Source organism: Paraburkholderia gardini (genome assembly GCF_907164575.1).
Classification (GTDB): Bacteria; Pseudomonadota; Gammaproteobacteria; order Burkholderiales; family Burkholderiaceae; genus Paraburkholderia; species Paraburkholderia gardini.
Map to the genome: position 1 here is coordinate 222,376 of NZ_CAJQYY010000001.1, position 23,300 is coordinate 245,675.

At 64.5% G+C, this 23,300-nt stretch carries 24 protein-coding genes; 12 read left to right on the plus strand and 12 right to left on the minus strand.

What is annotated here, in order from left to right:
* The first annotated feature begins 117 nt into the window (after nucleotides 1-117).
* Nucleotides 118-816: a pirin family protein gene (locus LPA34_RS00990; RefSeq protein ID WP_228973961.1), complete on the plus strand. Its 699-nt coding sequence runs from the start codon at nucleotides 118-120 to the stop codon at nucleotides 814-816.
* Between the two features lie 154 nt (nucleotides 817-970).
* Here the strand turns inward: LPA34_RS00990 and LPA34_RS00995 are convergent, their stop codons facing one another.
* The gene (locus LPA34_RS00995; RefSeq protein ID WP_228973963.1) at nucleotides 971-1,504 is read right to left on the minus strand and encodes a Spy/CpxP family protein refolding chaperone; all 534 of its coding nucleotides are present in this window, start codon (nucleotides 1,502-1,504) and stop codon (nucleotides 971-973) included.
* Nucleotides 1,505-1,737: 233 nt separating this feature from the next.
* Here LPA34_RS00995 and LPA34_RS01000 point away from each other — a divergent pair, with 233 nt between their 5' ends.
* Both LPA34_RS01000 and LPA34_RS01005 read left to right on the plus strand, forming a co-directional pair.
* Complete coding sequence (locus LPA34_RS01000) at nucleotides 1,738-2,463, plus strand: response regulator (protein ID WP_228973966.1); 726 nt, start codon at nucleotides 1,738-1,740, stop codon at nucleotides 2,461-2,463.
* Nucleotides 2,447-3,772 (plus strand): ATP-binding protein, encoded by a 1,326-nt coding sequence (locus LPA34_RS01005; protein WP_228973968.1) that lies wholly within the window; start codon nucleotides 2,447-2,449, stop codon nucleotides 3,770-3,772. Before LPA34_RS01000 ends, LPA34_RS01005 begins: the two co-directional genes overlap by 17 nt.
* Before the next feature lie 97 nt (nucleotides 3,773-3,869).
* On the opposite strand, the gene LPA34_RS01010 is transcribed toward LPA34_RS01005, so the two are convergent.
* Nucleotides 3,870-4,136: a double-stranded DNA-specific endonuclease gene (locus LPA34_RS01010; protein ID WP_228973970.1), complete on the minus strand. Its 267-nt coding sequence runs from the start codon at nucleotides 4,134-4,136 to the stop codon at nucleotides 3,870-3,872.
* Between the two features lie 115 nt (nucleotides 4,137-4,251).
* A complete protein-coding gene (locus LPA34_RS01015) occupies nucleotides 4,252-5,931 on the minus strand; it encodes a sensor domain-containing diguanylate cyclase (RefSeq protein ID WP_228973973.1) in 1,680 nt (559 codons plus the stop codon).
* 728 nt (nucleotides 5,932-6,659) lie between these two features.
* Between LPA34_RS01015 and LPA34_RS01020 the strand changes: the two genes are divergently transcribed.
* Together LPA34_RS01020 and LPA34_RS01025 are read left to right on the plus strand one after the other, a co-directional pair.
* Nucleotides 6,660-8,411 carry an ABC transporter permease gene (locus LPA34_RS01020; RefSeq protein WP_228973975.1) on the plus strand — a complete coding sequence of 584 codons (1,752 nt, stop codon included), beginning with the start codon at nucleotides 6,660-6,662 and terminating at the stop codon, nucleotides 8,409-8,411.
* 12 nt (nucleotides 8,412-8,423) lie between these two features.
* The gene (locus LPA34_RS01025) at nucleotides 8,424-9,770 is read left to right on the plus strand and encodes an ABC transporter ATP-binding protein (protein WP_228973977.1); all 1,347 of its coding nucleotides are present in this window, start codon (nucleotides 8,424-8,426) and stop codon (nucleotides 9,768-9,770) included.
* 139 nt (nucleotides 9,771-9,909) lie between these two features.
* Here LPA34_RS01025 and LPA34_RS01030 read toward each other — a convergent pair whose 3' ends face one another.
* The 3 genes from LPA34_RS01030 to LPA34_RS01040 form a co-directional block, all read right to left on the minus strand.
* Complete coding sequence (locus LPA34_RS01030; protein ID WP_228973979.1) at nucleotides 9,910-10,437, minus strand: hypothetical protein; 528 nt, start codon at nucleotides 10,435-10,437, stop codon at nucleotides 9,910-9,912.
* Nucleotides 10,434-11,003: a hypothetical protein gene (locus LPA34_RS01035; protein ID WP_228973980.1), complete on the minus strand. Its 570-nt coding sequence runs from the start codon at nucleotides 11,001-11,003 to the stop codon at nucleotides 10,434-10,436. Before LPA34_RS01035 ends, LPA34_RS01030 begins: the two co-directional genes overlap by 4 nt.
* Nucleotides 11,004-11,232: 229 nt before the next feature.
* A complete protein-coding gene (locus LPA34_RS01040) occupies nucleotides 11,233-12,288 on the minus strand; it encodes a sigma-54 interaction domain-containing protein (RefSeq protein ID WP_228973982.1) in 1,056 nt (351 codons plus the stop codon).
* Between the two features lie 467 nt (nucleotides 12,289-12,755).
* Here LPA34_RS01040 and LPA34_RS01045 point away from each other — a divergent pair, with 467 nt between their 5' ends.
* From LPA34_RS01045 to otsA, 6 genes are all read left to right on the plus strand, one after another.
* On the plus strand, nucleotides 12,756-13,073 hold the full coding sequence (locus tag LPA34_RS01045) for a DUF883 family protein (protein WP_228973984.1): 318 nt from the start codon (nucleotides 12,756-12,758) through the stop codon (nucleotides 13,071-13,073).
* Nucleotides 13,074-13,216: 143 nt separating this feature from the next.
* Nucleotides 13,217-13,516, plus strand: coding sequence for a hypothetical protein (locus LPA34_RS01050; protein WP_228973985.1), 300 nt, complete (start codon nucleotides 13,217-13,219; stop codon nucleotides 13,514-13,516).
* A 437-nt stretch (nucleotides 13,517-13,953) separates the two neighbouring features.
* Entirely contained in the window at nucleotides 13,954-15,360 is a 1,407-nt protein-coding gene (locus LPA34_RS01055; RefSeq protein WP_228973987.1) for a sigma-54-dependent transcriptional regulator, read from the plus strand.
* A 159-nt stretch (nucleotides 15,361-15,519) separates the two neighbouring features.
* On the plus strand, nucleotides 15,520-15,732 hold the full coding sequence (locus LPA34_RS01060; RefSeq protein ID WP_228973990.1) for a hypothetical protein: 213 nt from the start codon (nucleotides 15,520-15,522) through the stop codon (nucleotides 15,730-15,732).
* Between the two features lie 162 nt (nucleotides 15,733-15,894).
* Entirely contained in the window at nucleotides 15,895-16,119 is a 225-nt protein-coding gene (locus tag LPA34_RS01065) for a hypothetical protein (RefSeq protein ID WP_228973992.1), read from the plus strand.
* Between the two features lie 249 nt (nucleotides 16,120-16,368).
* A complete protein-coding gene (gene otsA / locus LPA34_RS01070; protein ID WP_228973994.1) occupies nucleotides 16,369-17,793 on the plus strand; it encodes an alpha,alpha-trehalose-phosphate synthase (UDP-forming) in 1,425 nt (474 codons plus the stop codon).
* 63 nt (nucleotides 17,794-17,856) lie between these two features.
* Here the strand turns inward: otsA and LPA34_RS01075 are convergent, their stop codons facing one another.
* The 5 genes from LPA34_RS01075 to LPA34_RS01095 form a co-directional block, all read right to left on the minus strand.
* On the minus strand, nucleotides 17,857-19,224 hold the full coding sequence (locus LPA34_RS01075) for an MFS transporter (RefSeq protein ID WP_228973996.1): 1,368 nt from the start codon (nucleotides 19,222-19,224) through the stop codon (nucleotides 17,857-17,859).
* Between the two features lie 244 nt (nucleotides 19,225-19,468).
* The gene (locus tag LPA34_RS01080) at nucleotides 19,469-19,972 is read right to left on the minus strand and encodes a YbhB/YbcL family Raf kinase inhibitor-like protein (RefSeq protein WP_228973999.1); all 504 of its coding nucleotides are present in this window, start codon (nucleotides 19,970-19,972) and stop codon (nucleotides 19,469-19,471) included.
* Nucleotides 19,973-20,142: 170 nt separating this feature from the next.
* The gene (locus LPA34_RS01085; protein WP_228974002.1) at nucleotides 20,143-20,625 is read right to left on the minus strand and encodes a very short patch repair endonuclease; all 483 of its coding nucleotides are present in this window, start codon (nucleotides 20,623-20,625) and stop codon (nucleotides 20,143-20,145) included.
* Nucleotides 20,625-21,908 carry a DNA (cytosine-5-)-methyltransferase gene (dcm, locus tag LPA34_RS01090; protein ID WP_228974004.1) on the minus strand — a complete coding sequence of 428 codons (1,284 nt, stop codon included), beginning with the start codon at nucleotides 21,906-21,908 and terminating at the stop codon, nucleotides 20,625-20,627. Before dcm ends, LPA34_RS01085 begins: the two co-directional genes overlap by 1 nt.
* A gap of 217 nt (nucleotides 21,909-22,125) precedes the next feature.
* Nucleotides 22,126-22,449, minus strand: a complete 324-nt coding sequence (locus LPA34_RS01095; protein ID WP_228974006.1) for a hypothetical protein — start codon at nucleotides 22,447-22,449, stop codon at nucleotides 22,126-22,128.
* Between the two features lie 146 nt (nucleotides 22,450-22,595).
* Between LPA34_RS01095 and LPA34_RS01100 the strand changes: the two genes are divergently transcribed.
* Complete coding sequence (locus LPA34_RS01100) at nucleotides 22,596-22,787, plus strand: CsbD family protein (RefSeq protein ID WP_228974008.1); 192 nt, start codon at nucleotides 22,596-22,598, stop codon at nucleotides 22,785-22,787.
* A 226-nt stretch (nucleotides 22,788-23,013) separates the two neighbouring features.
* Here LPA34_RS01100 and LPA34_RS01105 read toward each other — a convergent pair whose 3' ends face one another.
* Nucleotides 23,014-23,292, minus strand: coding sequence for a hypothetical protein (locus LPA34_RS01105; protein WP_228974010.1), 279 nt, complete (start codon nucleotides 23,290-23,292; stop codon nucleotides 23,014-23,016).
* Between the last annotated feature and the right edge of the window lie 8 nt (nucleotides 23,293-23,300).

Genomic DNA, 23,300 nt, shown 5'->3' on the forward strand with positions numbered 1-23,300 from the left:
GCGATCGGGATCAGATTGGCGTCACTGGCGAAACGATGCAGTGCGCGGGTGCGGATTGTCCTTTCGGCTGCGCGCCCCTACATTCTGTGCATCGCTCAATATTGACAGGAGATCGACATGCTGCAGATTCGCCGCTCGGACGAGCGCGGTCACGCCAACCACGGCTGGCTCGACTCGTATCACAGCTTTTCGTTTGCCGACTACCACGATCCGGACCATATGCAGTTCGGCCCGCTGCGCGTCATCAACGAAGACGTGATCGGACCTGGTGAAGGATTCGGCGCGCACGGCCATCGCGACATGGAGATCGTCACGTACGTGCTGCAGGGCGCGCTCGCGCACAAGGACAGCATGGGCAACGGTTCAACGATCCGCCCCGGCGACGTCCAGCGGATGAGCGCCGGCACGGGCGTCATGCACAGCGAGTTCAACGCATCGAAGGAAGATGCGCTGCATCTGCTGCAGATCTGGGTGCTGCCGGCCCGACGCGGCGACGCGCCCGGCTACGAAGAGAAACACTTCGACGATGCGGACAAACGTGGCCGTCTGCGCGTCGTCGCTTCGCCCGATGGACGCGACGGTTCGGTGACGATCCATTCGGATGCATCGATTCACGCCGGGCTGTTCGACGGCGCCGAGCGTGCTGACTACAAGGTGCCGGCAGGACGGCGTGTCTATGTGCAGGTTGCGCGCGGCGGCGTGACGGTCAATGGCGAAGCGCTCGCGGCCGGCGATGCGGCGATGCTCGCCGACGTCGACACGGTAACGCTCGAAAAGGGCAATCAGGCCGAAGTGCTGCTGTTCGATCTGGGCTGAAGCCGGCGTCACAGGCCGCGCGTGCGGGTGAAAACCTTCGCGCGGTAACGTCGCGAAAAGAAACGCCACGGAAATTTTCATCCGTGGCGTTTTTGTATTTCCCGCAGGCAGCGTGTGCCGCCTGCGGGAGCAACGGTGGCGTGGTGCCTGCCGCTTAAGGCTTGACCGCCGAAGCCGCGCCCGGCGCCGCGCCACGATGGTGTTCCCAACGCTCATGCATCTTCTCGTGGCGTTGTTCCATCTTCGCGAAACGTTGCTTGAGCGCGGTACTGACGGTCGTCTTTTGCTGGTCGTTCAGGCCGTTGTAGAACGTGAGCCATGCGGTTGCGCTCTGCTCGCGCAGTTGCGCGTCCTGCTGCTCGATCTTCTGATGGGCAGCGTGCATCGCGTTCAGGTCGAGAATCGGTTGCTGCTGCATCGACTTGAACTGCTGCTTCATCTGCTCATGATTCGCACGTTCGGCTTCGCGCGTCTGCTTCATCGTGTCGAGCGCGGCCTGCCATTGTTTCTCCTGATCCGCGTTCAGGTTCAACTGGCTGTGCAGCTGGCTCAGTTCCTTCATGAAGTGGCCGTGCCAGCCGCCGGGGCCACCCATGGCGCCGCCCGGCTGGGCAGCATAGGCGACGCCAAGGCTCAGTGCGAGAGACGAAGCGGCAACGGCGAGAAAGCGTGAAGTTTTTGTAGACATGGAGCGACTCCTTTATGTTGATCCAGGCCGACGGTGCGAGCGCGTGATCACGAGAGAGTGAAACGGCCCGCATTCGGTTAGACACAGCGTAGAGGCGCCCGGCCCGCGGCGTGTTACACGCGCCATCGTTGCCATTACACGACATTACGTGCGCCTTTCGCGGTAACACCCAGTAACCCTTTGCGGGATGTTTGTGTCGAAAACGGGAGGGTGCGCGCGTTAAACTTCGTCCCATGGCTACTCAAATTCTGGTCGTCGATGACGACGTCGAACTGCGCGATCTTCTGCGCGACTATCTGGCCCGGCAGGGCATCGAAGTCTCGGTGCTACACGATGCCGGCTCTCTCGAACGCCGGCTCGAACGCGAGCGGCCGGACCTGATCGTGCTCGACCTGATGATGCCGGGCGTCGACGGGCTGACGGCGCTGCGCAAGCTGCGCGCTTCGGGCGACGACATCCCCGTCATCATGCTGACCGCCCGTGCGGACGACGTGGATCGCATCGTCGGTCTCGAACTGGGCGCGGACGACTACCTCGGCAAGCCGTTTAATCCGCGCGAGCTGCTGGCCCGCGTGCAGGCGGTGCTGCGCCGCCGCCGCACGCTGCCTTCGGCGGCCGCTCCGGAGCAGCGCGAGCCGTTCACGTTCGGCCGCTTCACGCTCGACTTCCAGTCGCGCACGCTGAACCAGGACAGCCGGCCGCTCACACTGTCGGGCAGCGAATTCGCGTTGCTCAAGATCTTCGTGAACCATCCGATGCGCACGCTCACGCGCGAGCGCCTGCTCGAACTGCTGCACGGCCCGGAATACGACGGTACCGACCGCGGTATCGACGTGCAGGTATGGCGTCTGCGCCGCATTCTGGAAACCGACCCGGCCACGCCGCGCTTCATCCAGACCGTACGTGGCCGCGGCTACGTGTTCGTGCCCGACGGCGAGCAACATGCACCGGCCAGCTGATTCGCTGTTTGGACGGCTGGCGTTGCTGGTCGTCAGTGTGCTGCTGATCTCGCATTTCGCGTGGTACGCGTTGATGCGCCTCGATCGCAACCAGTTGCAGGCGCGTTACGCGGTCGAAGAAGCCACCTTCCTCGTCGAGGCGGTGCGCCAGCACGTCGCGCGCTCGCCGGATCAGCCGCTGCCTTCGCGCGTGCGGCTCGTCGATCCCGCGAGCCCGGACGTGCCCGCCGCAAACGCGGGCGTGCCGCCCGGGTTGCAGCGCTTTCTCGACGACGTGCAGGACCGCATGCCCGCCGGCACCCAGGTGCGCGTGGGCATGCCCGGCAAGCCGCCCACGCTGTGGGTGCGCTCGGCCAGCGACCATAGCTGGATCGTCGTGCCCGTGCAGCCGCTCAGGCCGCCGCGTTCGCTCGACCGGACCGTCTGGTGGCTCATCACCATCTTTTCGGCGGGCGTGATGGCCGCGCTCTTTGCCGCGTGGCAGTTGCAGCAGCCGTTGCGCTCGCTCGCGCAGGCCGTCGCGCGGTTCGGACGCGGGCTGCCGGTGCCGCCCGTGCGGGAGCGCGGACCGCGCGAACTGCGGCAGCTCACACGCGGCTTCAACCAGATGGTTCAGGAAGTCGCGAGCACGGAGAACGACCGCGCCGTGATGCTGGCGGGCGTCGCGCACGATCTGAAGACGCCGCTCGCGCGGCTGCGCCTGCGCGCCGAACTGATGGACGAAGCCAAGGTGCGCGATGGCGTGGTGCGCGACGTCGATTCGATGGCGCATATCGTCGACCAGTTTCTGGTTTTCGCGCATGACGGCGCCGATCGCAGCGAAGCGGTCGAAGTCGATACGCAATGCGAGCGCGTGGTGCGTACCTACCGCGCGGTCGCAGCCGGCGCATCGGCCGTGCAGACGGTGCTGAACGCGGGCCCGGGCTTCCGCCTGCCGGCCGCGACGCTCGACCGGATCCTGTCCAATCTGCTCGACAACGCGCACGCGTATGGCGCGCCGCCGATCGTCGTCGAAACGGCGCGCACGTCGGCTGGCTTCACGTTGTCGGTGCATGACAGCGGCGGCGGTATTGCCGCGCACGATCTGATCAACGCAAGCCGGCCGTTCGTGCGGCTCGATCCGGCGCGTGGCGGCAACGGTCACAGCGGGCTTGGCCTCGCGATTGTCGAGCGGCTGGTGCGCAGGGCGGGCGGAGAGTGGGACATCGGCAACCACGAAGGGCGTGGTCTGCGTGTGCAGATGAGCTTCGCTTTCGATGTGCTGCCGCGCGCCACGTCGAAAATAACGGAATCGGCCTGGGGACGATAGGCCCCGCCAACGCCCCTGGCCCGGAGCGGATCAAGGCAGTGCGAGGCAACGCGCCAGCGGTCTTCGGGCCGCTGGCGCGTTCCTGTTCTGGCGCTGCCTACTCGGCGAAAAGCGTGTTGAGGGCGGTAGCGGCGTCGCTGTCGACCGTATTCCAGGTGACCGTTTCCGCCTCGAAGATGTAATGCGTGGTGTACTTGCCGAGCCGCGCGAGAATTTCCTCCTGAATCACTTCCGGCGCGACCTCGAGCTTCAGATACCAGGTGGTCGATGACAGCCTGGTCTGGAATGAGCCATATTCGGCCAGCAGCTGGTCGAACGCGACAGCATCCTGATCGCGACAGACGATGACCAGATTTCCCTTCATGCGACTCTCCCGGTAAACAGTGGCAACAACCTTCCTGTGAAGGTTGATGATACCTGCTTCCTTCAGGGGAATTCCGCGGGCGCTTCAGTTCATGCGCCCGCGCGCGCAAAGGCGCTCACCACACCGACGCCGCCGCGCGCGCGGGCGGCGCGGTGTCGTCGGGCGGAACGGCTTCGCTGCGGTCGCGTCCGCCTGACTTGGCTGCGTACAGCGCGAGGTCGGCGCGGCTCATGATGCGCTCCGGCAGGTCTTCCGGCGACAGCTCGGTAATGCCGATGCTCACGCTCAATGCCGCCGACGAAGGCAGCTTCGTGGAAGGCGCCGCCTTCAGCCGCTTGCGCAGCCGTTCCACCACTTCGAGCCCCGCCGCGAGCGACGTAGCCGGCAGCAGGATGCCGAATTCCTCGCCGCCCAGCCGGCCGGTCGAATCGCCACCGCGCAGTTCCATGCGGCAGGTATCGACGAAATGTTCGAGCGCGCGGTCGCCCGCTGCGTGGCCGAAGCGGTCGTTGATCTGCTTGAAGTGGTCGAGATCGGCGATCGCCACGCACAGCGGCTCGCGCGCCGCGCGTGCACCGTCGATCTCGCGGCGCAGCAGATCGAGGAAATAGCGTCGCGAGAGGGCGCCCGTCAGCGCGTCGTGGCGTGCTTCGGCGGACAGCAACGTGTTCGCCGATTGCAGCTGCTCGGCCAGATCGCGCGTCGCGCGATGATGGCGCCGCTCGCGCATATACGAAACCGCGATCACCCATGCGAGCGCCGCGGTGCCGGCCAGCGTCAGAAACACCAGCAGGCGGTCGCGCTTGTGATTGCGCACGAGTTCCGGATACGCGGTGAGCGGGTCGACCAGATGCGCGGACAGTCCGGAATTCAGGCCAATGCGCGACTGGTAGAGCGATGGATCGCGATATTCCGGCATCTCGACGAGCTTCGCCGCCTGCGATTCGGGGAACCACGGCGCCTGCTGATACACGTTGTGGCTGGCGTCGCGAATTTCGATTTCGGGGAAAGCGTCGCGGCGATAGATGCTCATGCGCGCGGCGACCGGCATCTGCGTGACGCGCGAGTGGGGCAGCGCGCGGCCTTCGAGCGCGCTGTTGTGCGCCATGATGATGACGCCGTTGTCGTCGGCGACGAAGGTGCCGGCGTGCGCGACCCAGTGACGCAGCCGGGCGATGCCGACCTTGGCGGCGACCGCGCCGACCAGTACACCGTCGTCGTAGACCGGTGCCGAGATGAAGATGCCCGGCTCGCCGCTCGCCCGCCCGACGCCGTACGCTTCGGCGAACGCGCCGAGCAACGTGTTGGCCAGATAACCGCGCGAGCGCATGTCGATGCCGACAAAACTCTGTCCGTTCTGCGCGTTGCTCGACGCGACGCACAGGCCGTTCGCGTTGACGAGCCAGATGGAGTCGAGACCGGAGAAGCCTTGCGCGTCATGCAGGAAGCTGCTGACGGCCGCCAGCTCGGGCATCCGCAGCAGTTCGTCGCGGTGAGCGGGTTCCGCGCTGGCGCTGTTCGCGGCATAATTCTGCGTTTGCGTCAGCGCGTGCTGGATCACACCCAGTTCGGCCATCGTGGCTGGAATGGCGCGTGACATGGCGAGATCGCTCGCGATCACTTCGGCCATATTGTCGACGATCGAGAGGGACATTTGCTGCTGCGCCCGCATGGCCGCGTTCAGTTCTTGCTGTACCATCCGGTCCGCGATCACGCCGGCGGCGAGCCAGCATGCAAGCACGATCAGCATGAAACTGACCGGCCCGGTTAGCTGGCGCAAGGTTGTCCTGTTCATCGGCGTGTTGATCTGCTTGATCCGTTCGATCCGTCTGACTGTTTAATGCGACAGGGTCATGCGTTGCAGCCTGCCGGCGCCGGGGCGTGTCCTCGAGGGTATCTGCCCGCCGTGCCGATGTTGTGTAACCGTGGACCTCAGCAGCAGGGTCGCGCAGGTCGCCGGGAAATCCAGGCGCCGCTTGCCGTGCTGCGATTTTAACCGCCGCGCGGCGACCCGGGAGGCGCATATTGCATCGCCTGACCACTCATCAGCGTCTTTAACGGCTCGCCGCGGCATTTTCTGAATGGAAACACGGGTTTGCCAGATGTGGCCTGGACGCGACGCCTGTGTGCGGGAGAGGCCGCCGGACGTCCCGAACGGCTCCCGACCGATGCAAAAGTGGTGCCCGAGGTTGTGCCTGAAACACAGGTTGTAGTAGTGTCGTGCCGTCCAAAACGAGGAAAGCTCGCCAGCCCTCGGGCGGCGCCAGCGGTGGCGGGTGCGCCGGGCGGCGCGGGAAGTCGGCGTGATTCGCCGCACGGCTCGCACTGTAACCGGCCAACGCGTCTCCAATGCCAACGATTTACCGCGCAGAAGCGTCTAGCCATGCCTGAATTCCGCTTTCCGGACCGATCCTTCGACCGTAGCAGCGCGCGCGCGGCCGCTGTTGCACGCCTTCCCCGCATCGACGCGGCCGCCGTTGCCGCGGCTGCTGCCACCGCCTGCCCGGCCGGGGAGCGTGCCTGATGGACTTCGGTTTCAACCTGAATCGCACCGCCAACGCGTCCGCATGGCGGGTGTTGCCCAATCGCTGGGACTTCGTCGCGTTTCCGCTGATCATCTGCATCATCGCGATGGCGGCGATCGGCTTTCACGAGACGATGGCGCCGATCTCCACGTTACAGACGCAGGCCATCTCGCTCGATCCGGCGAATCTGCCCGAATACGCGATGCGCACCACGCTGCGCATGCTCGCGGCGATGGTTGCCTCGCTGATCTTCACGCTCGTGTACGGCACGCTCGCCGCGAAAAGCCGCCGCGCCGGGCAGGTGCTGGTGCCGATCCTCGACATCCTGCAGTCGGTGCCGGTGCTCGGTTACATCTCGTTTACGGTCACGTTCTTTCTCGCGCTGTTCCCGGCGCGCGTGCTGGGCGCCGAGCTCGCGGCGATCTTCGCGATCTTCACGAGCCAGGCCTGGAACATGACGTTCAGCTTCTACCAGTCGCTGCGCACGGTGCCGCGCGATCTGGACGAAGTGTCGCGCGGCTTTCATCTGACCTCGTGGCAGCGCTTCTGGAAGCTCGAAGTGCCGTTTTCGATGCCGGGCCTCATCTGGAACATGATGATGTCGATGTCGGGCGGCTGGTTCTTCGTCGTGGCGTCGGAGGCGATTACGGTCGGCAATCACTCGATCACGCTGCCGGGCATCGGCGCGTATCTGGCCGCGGCGATCGCCGGCAAGGACCTGCACGCGATCGGCTGGGTGATCCTGACGATGACCGTCGTGATTCTCGCCTACGACCAGTTTCTGTTCCGTCCGCTCGTCGCGTGGGCCGACAAGTTCCGCATGGAAACCACGAGTTCGGGCAATGCGCCGGAGTCGTGGCTGCTCGACCTGATTCGCCGTACGCGGCTGATTCACCGGCTGCTCGTGCCGCTCGGCTGGCTGTTCGCGAAGGCCGCCCGCGTGCCGCTGCGTGTGCCGTCGTTCGACCGCGTGCGTTTCCAGATTCCGCAGCGCGAAAAATCGTCGAAGCTCGGCGACATCGTGTGGGCCCTGGGCGTGCTGATCGCGACCGTGTACGTGGTCTGTCGCGTTGCGCTGTACGTGCGCACCGGCGTCACGATGGATGAGGTCGGTCACGCGTTCGTGCTCGGGCTCATCACGCTGTTGCGCGTGGTCGTGCTGATCGCGATCGCTTCGGTGGTGTGGGTGCCGATCGGCGTGCTGATCGGGCTGCGCCCGCGCCTTGCCGAGAAGATGCAGCCGCTCGCGCAGTTCCTCGCGGCGTTCCCGGCGAACCTGCTGTTCCCGGTGTTCGTGATCGCGATCGTGCGCTTCGGCCTGAACCCGGATATCTGGCTCTCGCCGCTGATCGTGCTCGGTACGCAGTGGTATATCCTGTTCAACGTGATTGCCGGCGCGACGTCGTATCCGAACGACTACCGCGAGGCGGCCGCCAATTTCCACATCCGTGGCTGGCAGTGGTGGCGTCAGGCCATGCTGCCGGGCATCTTTCCTTACTACGTGACGGGCGCGATCACCGCGTCGGGCGGCGCGTGGAATGCGAGCATCGTCGCGGAGGCGGTGCAGTGGGGCAATACCAAGGTCGTCGCGCACGGCCTCGGCGCCTATATCGCGCAGAATACCGAAGCGGGCGATTATCCGAAGATCATCCTCGGGATCGCCGTCATGTCGCTTTTCGTGACCCTGTTCAACCGTCTGTTGTGGCGTCCGATGTACGCCTATGCCGAAGCGAAGCTTCGGCTCGATTGAGAGCGAAACACGATGCAAAACCCGAAAGCCGTAGCCGCCGCGCAGATGCAGCCGACGCCGCCCATGCCGCCCCGTCCCGGCGAGGAGATCCTGCGCGTCAAGGACGTGTGCCGTGGCTTTAACAAGACGCAGGGCGAACTGCTCGTCCTCGACGACGCGAACCTGTCGCTGCGCGAAGGCGAGATCGTGGGTCTGCTGGGCCGCTCGGGCTCGGGCAAATCGACGTTGCTGCGGATCATCGCGGGCCTGATCGAGCCGACCGACGGCGAAGTCACGTATATGGGCAAGCCGCTCGACGGCCCCGCCAAGGGCGTCGCGATGGTGTTCCAGACCTTCGCGCTGTTCCCGTGGCTGACCGTCTTGCAGAACGTCGAAGCCGGGCTCGAAGCGCAGGGTGTCGCCGCGCGCGAGCGCCGCGAGCGCGCGCTGGCCGCGATCGATCTGATCGGTCTCGACGGTTTCGAGAACGCGTATCCGCGCGAGCTGTCGGGCGGGATGCGTCAGCGCGTGGGCTTTGCGCGCGCGCTCGTCGTCGACCCGACGCTGCTGCTGATGGACGAGCCGTTCTCCGCGCTCGACGTGCTGACCGCCGAAACCCTGCGTACCGATTTGCTGGATCTGTGGACACAGGGGCGCATGCCGATCAAGTCGGTGCTGATCGTCACGCACAACATCGAGGAAGCAGTGTTCATGTGCGACCGGATTCTCGTGCTGTCGTCGAATCCGGGCCGCGTGATCGCCGAGATCAAGGTGCCATTCAAGCATCCGCGTAACCGTCTCGACCCGGCGTTCCGGCGCCTCGTCGACGAAATCTACGCGAAGATGACCGCCCGCCAGACAGGCGAAGCAACCCGCAAGGGGCTGGAGTGGAGCAGCTGGCTGCCGCATGTGTCGACCAACCTGATGGCCGGCCTGATCGAGACGCTGGCTGCCGCGCCGTATCACGGCCGCGCCGACATGCCGGAAATCGCGCGCTCGCTGCATCTGGAGGTCGACGATCTGTTTCCGGTCGCCGAAGTGCTGCAACATCTCGGCTTCGCCGATGTGCGCGAAGGCGACATTTTCCTGACGCCGCCGGCGCGCGTGTTCTCGGAGTTCGGCACGCAGGAACGCAAGATGATGTTCGCCGAGCATCTGCTGCGTCACGTGCCGCTCGCCGCGCGGATCAAGAAGGTGCTGAACGAGCGCCCGGGGCATCGCGCGCCGCGCGTGCGCTTCGAGCAGGAGCTGGAGGATTTTCTCTCCGACAAGGCCGCCGAGGAGACGCTCGACGCCGTCATCAACTGGGGCCGTTATGGCGAGATCTTCTCGTATAACGACCAGACCGAAATCTTCAGTCTGGAAGACGTCGAGTCCTGATTTGCGGCGGGCGTGACCTGGAAATCTCCGGGAAAAGCCCGCTGTGCCCGGAAGCAGAAAGGTCGTGCGGTTCGTCATCGAACCCTGCACGGCCTTTTTTTATCCGCGATGCAAACGCCGCAAAGCGACGCGGCGAACGTTATTGCAGATTGCCCCAGCGATCGACGGCCGGTTCGGCCAGCGCCCACTTCCAGCCCTTGTCCTGACCTTGCTGGCACGCGCTGCCGGTGTACCAGGCTTCGTGTGCGCCGGGATCGTCGCCGTCCTGCACGGAGAACACGAAGTCCTTGCAGCTCGCGAGCGCCGACGTGAACGCACGCGTCACGCGAACGTGGCCGTGGCCGTTTTCGACGGGCATCGCGTGCTTGACGCTCCACGAGCGCGTCTCGCCGATGGCCAATGTGCCCGCGAGTGCCGCGATCAGGTTCTGCTGGTCCGTATGCATGTCGCGCATGTAGTTTTTGACGACCTCGTCGGTCGCGGCCTGCACCGCGATGCCGACGCCGATCCCGACTGCCGGGTTTACCGTGACGATACCGGTGGCGACGCCCGCCGCCGCACCGCTCGCGGCGCCGACCGATGCCGACGAACAGCCGCCCGTCAACACGCTGGCGCCCGCACAGACGGCGGCCGCCAGCGCGAGCCGTACGCTTGCGGCCGCGCTCATTGCAGCGCGCCCCAGCGTTCGGTGGCCGGTTCCGCCGACGCCCATTTCCACGCGGCGCCGTCACGGCAGATCGATGCGACGAAAAACCCCGTGCTGGCCGGCACGTTCTGCGTGGCGGCCTTGTCGACGGAGAAGACGATTTCCTTGCAGTCGAGCGCGCCGGTGCTGATCGTGCGGCTGACGGTGACGCGGCCGTGCTCGTCCTCTTCGATCGGCACCGAATGCGTGACACTCCACGGCGCGACGGCGCCGACGTCGAGCGGGCCGGCCGCCTGCGCGATGTGGTCCTGCGTATCGCGATGAACGACGCGCTGCGAGTACTGCACGCCGGCACGCGCCGCGGCGACGGCGCCAAGGCCGATGCCGGTCGCGACGGCTGCATTGCTGGTGATACTGGAAGCGATGGCGGCGCCGGCGACACCGGCACCGGCGGTCGCGCCTTCTGAATAGAGCGAGTTGCATCCGCTCAAGCTCACTGTCGCGACGATGGCGAGCGTCGCTAGCGCGGAGAGCGTCGAAAAACGCTTCCGCTGGGCGTCATGAGCCCGATGCATCCTGATCGTCATTCCCTGTCTTGCTCCTGCTTGCGACGTCTGCCGGTATGCCACGCGCTTCGCGCAGCAACAGCCAGACGACGCGTTATTTACGTCTTTTCTTGCCGCAGCATTTTGCAGGATGCGTTTTGTAAATGGCAGGAGAAAAGTGCAAGCAATTGCAAATCCTGATGCACGTCAACGAAGTTTCTGAAAAGACGAACATCCGGCTCACGATGGCCGGACCACGGCGAATCACGGCTTACTCGTTTTCCTCTTCGACGCCGTTTTCGCTGCCGTACGTACCGAGCCGGTTGTACAGCGTCTTCAGGCTCACGCCGAGCGCCTTCGCGGCACGACGCTTGTCGCCGCCACAGTACTTGAGCGTGCCGAGAATGATCTGCTTTTGCGCGTCCGCGAGCGGCGTGCCGATCCACACGCTCATCGCATCGCCTTGCGTCACGGGTTTCCTGACGCGCGACGCAAGATGCGGATGCGGCAGCTCGACCGTTTTTTCCGCGAGGATGAACGCCCGGTACACCGCGTTTTTCAGTTCGCGCACGTTGCCCGGCCACGACCATGTCCGCAGCGTTTCGATGGCGCGCTTGCTGAACGTCTTGCCCGTGCCTTCCTGCTGGTTCATCGACGCGAGAAAGTAATGCGCGAGCAGTTCGCGATCGTTCTCGCGCTCGCGCAGCGGCGGTGCGCGCAGCGGAAACACGGCGAGGCGATACATCAGGTCCTCGCGCAGCCCGTTCTCCTTCATCGCGACCACCGGATCGCGGTTGGTCGCGGCGATCACACGCACGTCGGCACGAATCAGCTCGCTTCCGCCCACTCGAAAGAACGTGCCGGTCTCGAGCGCGCGCAACAGTTTCACCTGACGCACCGGCGCCATCTCGGTGATTTCGTCGAGGAACAGCGTGCCGCCGTTCGCATGCTCGAAGTAACCGATGCGTCCCTGCACCGCGCCCGTGAAGCTGCCTTTCTCGTGGCCGAAGAGTTCGGCTTCGATCAGCTCGTCGGGAATCGCGCCGCAGTTCACGGCGATGAACGGCGCATCGCGGCGTGCGCTCTGGTCGTGAATCGTGCGGGCGACCAGTTCCTTGCCGGTGCCGGATTCACCGATGATCAACGCGGTTGCGTCGGTTGCCGCGACGCGTTCAATCTGCTCATACAGTTCGAGCATCACGGGCGACGAGCCGTACAGCAGGCCATAGGACCTGAGACCGGCCACCTCGCCGGGGATGCGTTGCTTCGTCTGCGCCGGACCGCCGCCCGGGGCGACAGTGGGCGAGTCCAGATCGATTGACGCCATAAACAGGATGTCCCGCAAAAATGTTCTTCGTTGTAGCGACGCCTGCCCGCACGATCCGCGAACCGCGCCAGTTCAATATCTCGTAAATGCGATTTAACCACTCGCGCGCCTTGCACCGCAATGCGCGCGACCGCATGAGGACGATCAAACGGCTGTTTGCGCCCGTCAAATGGCGACGCGATCGATAAACGGTACTAACGACATATTTGTCATGAGCGATCGGCAATATCGACCGGAACATGGGGTTGCGAAAACGCGGGGTGGATGGGCTGGAACTCGTCCGCGGGAAATCGATCGACTTAAGAGAGCCGGCAAAAGGCAGGGCGGGCGCGCGGATTGCGAGTAGCCTCAACTGCATGGCGTCGGCGCCGCCTTGAGGTCGAGGGCACGACAACACGATTTGCGGACGCGGCGAATTCCCGCGGTTTTCCCGCGCGGTTATCCGGACAACGAGGAGCGTTTTGATCATGAGCGACACCACGATGCAGCTTGCGCTTGGCAGGCAAAAAATTGTCGAGGACCTGCGGGTGCTGGTGACAGATTCCGAAGAAATGCTGCGACTGGCGACGGCCATGTCGGGCGAGGGTGTCGACGCGCTGCGTGAACGGTTGCGCACGCATGTCGATTCGCTGCAGCTTGCGCTGGGCGACGCGCAGTCGGTTGCAAAGCAGCGCTATCGCGTGGCCGCCGACAACGCCGATCGCTACGTTCGCGACAATCCGTGGGAGGCGGTCGGCATCGGCGCGGGCATTGGTTTTTTGCTGGGCGTTCTGGCGGCGCGTTGATTTGAACGACGGCGATCGGGTGGCGCGTTGCACATGATCCGCCTGCTTCGCGCCATGCGGCCCGGCTGGCAGATCACGCCGGTGTTTGCGCAGGCGTTCGCTTCGATCTGATTTTCCGGATTTGCGATGAAGAGGAGTTCGACATGGCACGACCCAGAATAGGTATTTTCGGCACGTTGGTGGCAGCCGGCGGGATTCTCGCGTGGCGCTGGTCGCAACAGCGACGCCGCGCCGCGCAGGTTCCCTTGAGCCGCGATCTGAGCCGCTGGGAAGGGGAAGGCGGTAGCATCGCCACACCCGCGCAACCCGCAGCCGCCACGGCGAATACCGCCGGCAACGGCGGCGCTGCAAACGGCATGCAGAGCGGTGCCGCGAACGGCGCGACGAACGGTACAGGGCATCCGGCGGGTGCAGGCGAGCCCTGGCCTTTTCCGCATGGCTGAGCGGTGATTTCCGGTTGAACGCCGCGAGACGATTAGCGGGTCTTGCGGCGCTCTGGCATGAGGCACGCGTCGTGCGGGGTTGGCCAGATAGCCGGGCTGGCTTCTCCGCGCTTTCTCGCCATAAGATAGAGGCGTGTGGCCGAAGTAAAGCCGTACAATAGACAAATCCACAACAATGAGGCGTTCAGGCTGGCTCGCATCCGCCGATTGTTGCTCAGACGCACCTGGTCTTCGTCCCGATTCGATCATCGATCCGGATTGTTGCTCGCTCTGATCGAACCCGGGTCGCGACGCCAGATCTCGAATCCTGGCCGGAAACCAGCGCACACCCGTCGTGCGGTTCGTGCAACGCGCGACGCGTCGGGCATGCTGCCACCGGCGGATTTCACGCGTCTGACGATGCGAACATCCAGCGCTTCCCACGCTTGCGAGACGCAATGCCACACGTATTGATTGTCGACGACGATCCAGGTACCCGCGAGGCGCTCGCTACCATCATCGCGGAAGACGGTTTGACTACGGTCACGGCCGGCGATCTGCGTGAAGCGCGCATCCAGCTCGTCCGGCAAACGCCGGACGTGATTTTCACCGACCTCAAACTGCCTGACGGCAGTGGCGTCGAGCTCTTCGAGGATCTCGATCCGCAGTCGGGCGTCGAGGTCATCGTCATTACGGGGCACGCGACAGTCGAATCGGCCGTGAACGCGCTGAAAATGGGCGCGACCGACTATCTGGTCAAACCGATCAACATGCAGCGCGTGAAGGCGATTCTGAGCCGCCTGCCGCGCGCCGGCGATCTGAAAGCCGAAATCGGCAACCTGCGCGGCGAACTGCGACGCATGGGCCGCTTCGGTCTGATGCTCGGCAATTCGCCTGCGATGCAGGAGGTTTACGACCAGATCAGCCGGGTCGCGCCGACGGCTGCGTCGGTGATGCTGGTCGGCGAATCGGGCACGGGCAAGGAAGTCGCCGCACAGACCGTGCACCAGTTGAGTTTGCGTCGCAAGCACGCGTTTCTCGCGGTGAACTGCGGTGCCATCTCGCCGAACCTGATCGAATCCGAAATGTTCGGTCATGAGCGCGGCTCGTTCACGGGCGCCGACCGTCAGCACAAGGGCTATTTCGAGCGCGCGAACGGCGGCACGCTGTTCCTCGACGAGATCACCGAAATGCCGGTCGAGTTGCAGGTGAAACTGCTGCGCGTGCTGGAAACCGGCATGTTCATGCGTGTCGGCACAACGAGAGAGATCGAAACCGACGTGCGCCTGATCGCCGCGACGAATCGCGATCCGGAGCAGGCCGTGCTCGAAGGCAAGCTGCGCCTCGACCTGTATCACCGGTTGAACGTGTTTCCGATCGGCCTGCCGCCATTGCGCGAGCGTGGCAAGGATGTCGACCTGCTCGCGCAGGCCTTCCTCGATGAACTGAACGAACGTCACAGCACGAAAAAGCACTTCCCGCAGGCGGTGAAGGACATGTTGATGTCGTATCCGTGGCCCGGCAACGTACGCGAATTGAAGAACTATGTGCAGCGCGCGCACATCATGTCCGGCGCGGAATCCGACAGCACGGCGACAGTGCCGCTGCAGATCTCGCTGTCGAAGCCGGCAGCGGGCACGGCGGTGACGATACCGTTCGGCACCTCGCTTGCCGAAGCCGACCGTCAGCTGATTCTCGCGACGCTTGAACAATGCGGCGGCGTGAAAACGCGCGCGGCGGAGATTCTCGGCATCAGCCTGAAGACGCTGTACAACCGCCTCGTCGAATACGGTAACGACGCGAGCCGTCTCGCCGAAGGCGAAGCGGACGACGAGTCCCGCGCACTGGGCGATGCGAATGCCTGAACGCACAGCGCTGGTGTAGCGCTGGTGCGTGCGCGGAGAACTGAAACGGGCCGTCTTGCACAATGGCGCTCCGTTTTGCATTGAGCGATGAGGGGACGTGGACCGCGGACGGCACATCGCTTGCTGATGAAAGTGTACGACTCGAACGAGGAGACTTTCATGCCTGAACGCTGCGCCGCTCTATCCATGCTGTATGCCACACCGGATCCCGCGATGATCGCGCATCGACCCGAGCCCGTCGAGCCGCCGTCGACACCCGAGGAGCCGGACACCGTCCCCGATCCGACGCGCGAACCGACGATTCCCGACACGCCGCCGATCGGCGACCCGCCGCCAGCGCCGAACGAAGCGCCGCACGTCAACGTGCATTAACACCTGTGGTATCGCGTGCCCCGCCGGCTCGACTCGCAGGGCAGGCGCATTTAGGTACTTGTTACAAGTCGGCCTGAGTTTTTACCGGCAATTTGCCACGCCGGGCTCTAGACTAGGGTGATGCCACCGTTCGTGTGGCGGCCTTCCAGTGGAGGCATCGAGATGAGACATCCCGCCTTGCGGCGCTCCGCGCGCCATTCGAAGCGCGACGCACGTCCTGCCAACGCCGCCGGTAGCGGCACGGGTGAGTCGCCCACAGGCCCCGATCCGGCCACGCAGAATCGCCCCGCGCCTCCCACGCCGCTGGACGGCGACCACAATCAGGGCGGCGTGCGTCCGGAAGGGCTCGACTATCAGCGCGACCTCGGTTCCGAACAGGACGCCTGAGCGCGGCTCGACTGAAATCCCGACATGCACTGCGTGGCGAATGTGCCCGCGCAACGCAGGCGGCAACGTCAAGAAGCCCGGAAGACGAAAAAATTTCTGTGCGATGTGAATTGCACCGCATGCTTTTACTCGTTCATTGCATTTTCATAAATTTTTCTTCCAGTTTTGCGAAACCGGGCATATGACTTGCATGCACCGTGAAAGGTGAATCCCCCGCATGCAATGCATAACTGAATGAGGTGGAGCTGAATGAGCAGATTGATCGTGGTATCGAATCGTGTCGCGCCGACCCAGGAGGGCCGTCCGGCCGCTGGCGGGCTTGCGATCGGCGTGCTCGACGCGCTGAAGGAAACCGGTGGTGTGTGGTTCGGCTGGAGTGGCGAGACCGTCAGTGAACCGTCGGCGCCCGTCATCGAAAAGCAGGGCAACGTGACGTACGCCACTGTCGGTCTCACGAAGCGCGACTACGACCAGTATTACCGTGGTTTCTCGAACGCCACGTTGTGGCCGACCTTCCACTATCGCAACGACCTGTCGCGCTACGACCGGCAGGAATACTCGGGTTATCTGCGCGTCAACGTGACGCTTGCGAAGCAGTTGAAGGCACTGCTCAGGCCCGACGACATCATCTGGGTGCATGACTACCATCTGCTGCCGTTCGCGCGGTGCCTGCGCGATCTCGGCGTGAAGAATCCGGTGGGCTTCTTCCTGCACATTCCGTTTCCGGTGCCCGAGGTGCTGCGCACCGTGCCGCCGCACGAAGAACTCGTGAAGTGCATGTGCAGTTACGACGTCGTCGGCTTCCAGACCGATGCGGATCGCCAGTCGTTCGTCGATTACATCGAGCGCGGGCAGCATGGCACGTCGAGCGAAGACGGCATGGTGCATGCGTACGACCGCTTCCTGAAAGTCGGCGCCTATCCGATCGGCATCTATCCGGATGCGATTGCGAAGGCCGCCGAGCAGTTCACCGATCGCAAGCCGGTTCGCAGCCTGCGTGATGGTATGCGCGGACGCAAGCTGATCATGAGCGTCGACCGGCTCGATTATTCGAAGGGGCTTGTCGAGCGTTTCCAGGCGTTCGAGCGTCTGTTGCTGAACGCGCCGGGCTGGCATGGCCGCGTGTCGCTCGTGCAGATCGCGCCGCCGACGCGCTCCGACGTATCGACCTATCAGCGCATCCGTCAGACGCTGGAAGGCGAAGCGGGGCGCATCAACGGCCGTTTTGCGCAGCTCGACTGGACGCCGATCCAGTACCTGAACCGCAAGTACGAACGCAATCTGCTGATGGCGCTATTCCGTCAGTCGCAGGTCGGTTACGTGACGCCGCTGCGCGACGGGATGAACCTCGTCGCGAAGGAATACGTCGCTTCGCAGGATCCGGCCGACCCGGGCGTGCTCGTGCTGTCGCAATTCGCCGGTGCCGCCGGGCAGTTGCCGGGCGCGCTGGTCGTCAATCCGTTCGATCTGTCGCAGATGGCCGAAGCGCTGGAGCGCGCACTGTCGATGCCGCTCGCGGAACGTCAGGCGCGTCACGCGGACATGATGGCGCCGCTGCGCGAGAACAATCTTTCCGTGTGGCGGGATAACTTTCTCGCCGATTTGCGCAGCGTGGCGACGGCTTCGTCGATGACCGCGAAGGCGGTAAAGCTCGCGCACGCGCCGGCGAACTAGAAGCTCGAAGCCCGGCGTCCGGCCCGAAAGAAAAGCGAGGATTGATCTGCGCAGCGGCAGCAATCAGGTCGAAGCGGTTGCTCCGCGCTGCACGACCCGCAACATGCTGACCGCCGCCGCGACGATCGCAAAGGTCGCCGCGACGTAGAGCGCGATCGTCGGTCCGCGTTGCGGCGCCACGCCGAAGATCAGCGCCACGAGCGCCGCGCCGAGCGTTTGCCCGGTCAGGCGCGCCGTGCCGAGCATGCCGCTTGCGCCGCCGCTGCGCGAGCGCGGCGCGGACGACAGCATCGCGCGGTTGTTCGGCGACTGGAAGAGCCCGAAGCCCGCGCCGCACACGGTCATGCGCCACGCGATGGCGAGCGGTTCCGGATGCGCGTCGAGCGTGGCGAGCAGCAATAGTCCGCAGGTCATCGTGATGAGCCCGATGCCGCCCAGAATGCCCGCCGAATAGCGATCCGAGAGCACGCCTGCAAGCGGCGCCGCGAAGACGATGATGAGCGGCCACGGCGTCATCAGCAGACCGGTCTGCACCTGCGTGAGCCCGAACGTGTCCTGCATCAGAAACGGCAGCGAGACGAACGCCAGCATCTGCGCGGCGAACGAACAGATCGACGTGCCGATCGACAGCGCGAAGATCGGGATTTTCAGCAGATCGACGGGCAGGAGCGGCGCGGGCCGATCGAGCTGCCGCCGCACGAAGAAGTAGCCGATCACCACGGCCGCGACGAGTTCCGCCAGCACATAGCCGCGATGCTCACCGTGACCCAGGCCGTCGATGGCGAAGATCAGCAGGCCGAACACGAACGCGTTCATCACCGCGCTCAGGAAATCGTAGGGCGCGTTGTGCGGCGTGTTGCGCGGCAGCGCCTTCAGCCCGCCGGCGAACGCCGCGATGCCGATCGGCACGTTGATCGCGAACAGCCATGGCCATGTAGCGACGGAGAGCACCGCGGAAGCGACCGTCGGCCCGACCGCCGACGACACCGCGACCACCATCGCGTTGATCGAGATGCCGCGCCCGAGATGTTCGGGCGGATAGATCATGCGTATGAGCGCGGTGTTGACGCTCATGATGCCGGCCGCGCCGAAGCCCTGGATCACGCGGGCGAAGGCGAGCGCCGGCAGCGAGGTGGCGAGCGCGCAGCCGAGCGACGAGACCGTGAAGAGCGCGAGGCCCGCCATATACACGCGCCGGTAACCGATGCGATCGCCAAGCGAGGCAAGCGGCAGCAGCGAGATGGTGATGGCGAGCTGATACGCGTTGATGACCCAGATCGAGCCAGCGGCGCTTGCATGCAGATGTCGCGCGATCGTCGGAAGCGCGACGTTGGCGATGGCGCTGTCGAGCACGGAAAGGGTGAGGCCGAGCGCCACGACGAGGATTGCGCTGTAACGTTGCGGAAGAGGCAGACCTTGTTCTGGATTCATCGGCACGGGCCGTTACCGTTAGTAAGCAAACGCCGGATTGTACGAAACCCGCCTTACAGGAAGGTTGTGCGCGCATCGTTTTTGCCGCTGGCGCCAGGCTGTGCGGCGTGCGCATAATCTGGCCCGACGCCGGGGTAATGCAGCACAACCGGCAAACGGACGGCAGGCGCCATGAGGCGTGTCAACGGGGCCGCCGTCCGTTTTACCCTGCCGTGACGTCTGACGTCGACGCCTGTCCGGCAAGCTACTTCAGTTCGTACAGGCCCGTGTAAGTCGTCGAATCGATTTCGTTCAGATGCGTCATGAATCGCGCGACCGCGTTCGTCACCTCGGCGTTGATCGGCAGATGCGCCACCTTCAGCGCATGCAGACGGAAAATGTAGCGGTGCGGCTTGTCGCCACGCGGCGGCGCCGCGCCGCCGAAACCCGGCGTGCCGTAGTCGTTGCGCACCTGGAGCGCGCCCTGCGGCAGCAGACTGCCGTCGGCCTTGCCGGCGTTGCGCGGCAACGACCGCGCTTCGGGCGGAAGGTTGACGATCACCCAGTGCCAGAAGCCGCTTCCCGTCGGCGCATCCGGATCGTAGACGGTGAGGGCGAAGCTTTGCGTGTCGGCGGGCGGCGCGTCCCATTGCAGGGCGGGGGAAATGTTCTCGCCGTCGACGCCGAACGATTTGTCGTTGAATTCCTGCGCTTTGTGCATGAAGCCGTTAGCCGGAAACTCATCGGACCAGAGTCGGAAATCAGCCATCGGATGCCTCCTTCAAGGAAAGTTCTTGAGATGGAACGGACGCTGCCTCGCGCTCGCACATACGGCGCGTGATGACTCGCGATGCGCTGGTCGAGTGTAGCACCGCGAGTCTTTGCTGCTGTGCCGCAAAGCGTTGCGCGACGCTCATGAGGGCGCGCCTGGGCGCCGCTTCAGAGGCTCAGTTCGAGTGTGTCGTGAGCGTCGCTGCCCAACGTGGGCTTTCCCGCGCCACGCTCTTCCTGCAGCCAGTCGGCGAGACGCTGGACCACGCCGTCGACGTCCCGGTTCGCGCCACGCAATGCGCATTCCCACACGATCGCCACGCGCCAGCCGGCCGCGTGCAACGCCTCCACGGCGCGCTCGTCGTTGCTGCGGTTGCGGCCGATCTTCTCGCGCCAGAATTCGGGGCGCGTCTGTGGCCATTTGAAGAGATGACAGCCGTGGCCGTGCCAGAAGCAGCCATGCACGAACACCACCGCCCGATAGCGCGGCAGGACAATGTCCGGACGACCCGGCAGATCGCGCACGTCGATCCGGAAGCGAAAGCCGCGTCGATGCAGCAGGCTGCGAACCAGGCGCTCGGGTTTCGTGTTGCGCCCGCGAATCCCGGACATCATCCGGCTTCGCGTCGCGGCGTCGACGACGTCGACCATCAGGCGACCAGCGCGATGTCCTGCGGCGGTGTGGCGTCGGGTTCGCCGTTGCCGGACAGTAACGCTTCCACATGCGGCGTCATGATGCGCGCCACTTCCTGCATGACCGGCATCACGACGCTGTTGCCGAACTGCCGGTAAGCCTGCGTATCGCTGACGGGAATGCGATACGTGTCGGGAAAGCCCATCAGGCGCGCGCATTCTCGCGGCGTGAGCCGGCGCGGCCGCAAACCCTCGCCCTGATGGACGAGAATCTCGGAGCCGTCCTTGTGATAACGCGCCGACAGCGTGCGCGTGACGCTGTCCGGATACGCCATGCCGAAACCGAAGCCGTTGCCGGCCGCCCGATGCTTCTCGGCGTACTGCTGCAGATAGGCCCACAGCTTCGGCGTGAGCGTGTATTTCGGTTGCACGCAGCGCGCCGCGTGATCGAAGAAGCGTTCGTCGTCCCACGGCAGGTGCGGCTCGCCGCCGTCGGTGCGATGCAGGATCGACGCGAGCCGCGGACCGTGTTCCGGCAGGCGCAGATCGTCCCAGGAAAACGAGGTCTTGCCGCGAAAGCCCACGATGATGATCCGCTCACGATGTTGTGGCGTGAAATGCTGGCCGTCGATCACGCGGTAATGCACTTCGTAGCCGAGCTCGTCGCGCAACGTTTGCAGGATCACGTCGAACGTGCGTCCCTTGTCGTGTGACAACAGGTTCTTCACATTTTCGAGCAGGAATGCAGCGGGACGCTTCGCGGCGATGATCCGCGCGACGTCGAAAAAGAGCGTGCCCTGTGTCGTGCACTCGAAACCATGCGGCCGGCCGAGCGCGTTTTTCTTGCTGACGCCCGCGATCGAAAACGGCTGGCAGGGAAAGCCGCCGAGCAGGATGTCGTGGGCGGGCACGTCTTCCGCGGGAAACGACACGATGTCGCCGACGAACGTGTGATCCGCGCCATGGTTTTCGAGGTACGTCTTCTTCGAAAAATCGTTCCACTCGCTCGTGAACACGCATTCGCCGCCCTGTGCCTCGAAGCCCATGCGGATGCCGCCGATGCCGGCGAACAGATCGATGAAGGAGAAGCGCGCGGGCGTGCCGGCGCGCCGGGCGCTACCAGCGCCGCCGGTGGCGAGCAGCAGGCGCAGCGCCGGGCCGAGCATGGCCGGACAGGGCGTTTCGCCTTTCTCCCAGCGCCGGACGGTCTTGATGTCCTTGCCGACGTGATCGGCGATCTCTCGTTGCGTGTAGCGGGCGCGAGCCTGCGCGAGCAGGGCTGGCAGCGTGGCCTGAGTCACTATCGGTCCTTGCTGGGGATTTTTGCGGACATTATGACCTGGACGCGTCCCTTTTTTGATATGCGAACCGATGATGGCGAAAAAACTGGCGATTGCAGCTTCGCGGTTTGACGTGCGCGAGTCAGGGGTGGATACGGTTGCGACGGCGTTCAGGCGGCGGGGTAGCTGGCGCATGGTCCCGCTGTGGACGCAGCGTGCGGGGCGTGACGCCTGCGATTTATCCCTGAACGAAGCAGGTAACGCCAGGTGTCGCGGTGTTCGCGTTGGCGGCGTCGACGAGATGCACGACAGGCGGGCGGTCGCGAAGCGGGAAGTATTCGAGTTGAAGCAGCAGGCTGTCGATGGCGCGAAGCTGACCCTTGGTCAGGAAATCGGCGTCGAGCAGCGTATGAAGACGCTGTCGCCAGTACGAGGCGGGCAGGATCGGACCGCCGAGATCGCCCTGAAGTGCCGGTCGCATGACACGCGCGATATGCGCGATGTCCTGATCGATCAGCGTGGCCTGAAAAGAGCCGCTGCGGGCGAAGGATGTGCGGTCCATAACCGGTTAACGGCACCGGCAATCAATGCTTTAGGGTTCGCGGGTGGCGACATGGCTTTTTCCTCGGCGAGGCTGGGCACAGCAGTTGCTGTTATCCGGGCACTGGCGCACATCCGCGCTGGCATTCTGTACGACGGGAGCCGGACATGAACAAGGATCAAGTGAAGGGTGTGGCGGAAAAGGTGAAGGGCAAGGTCAACGAGACTGTCGGCCACGCAACCGGCGATACCGCTCAGGAAGTAAAGGGCGATGTCCAGCAGGCCGCGGGCGAGGTGCGCAAGGCCTATGGCGACGCGAAGGAAAACGTCAAGGACAATGCGAAGCGCAATACCCCGTAGCGTACGGCTGACCGGATTGCTTTAACCCAGGCAGGCCGGCTGGAAAAGGCGCTCCGGCGCCTTTTTTCAATGTGGCCGGTTGAACGTCGACTCAGTTCAGCATCAGCGCGATCGCGCTGAGAACGACAATGATCATCAGAGCGGCGGCCGCCACGATGTTGTAAGGGTAGGTCATGTGATTGAAAAACAGGGAACGTGGCGCGGACACCGCGTGGACGATCTGGTTTTAGCCCGCATTGCTGGCCGCTTCGGGTCCGCTGTCGCTACGCGCGGCGCTTTCGAGGAAACGGCGTGTTGCTTCGAACGATGCCAGCATCTGCTCCGGCCACGGTTTTTGCAGCATCAACGCCTGATGTTGTTCGAACGCCGTCGTGAGTTCGCTGAGCAGCTCGGGCGACTTCAGATGACGGATCAGAACGTGAAGGGCGATGGCGGTAGCCTGGCTTGCACCGGCGGTCTGCATGCCGGAAACGGTCAGTGCGGCGATTTGTTTGCTGGTGTCCACGGGACTCC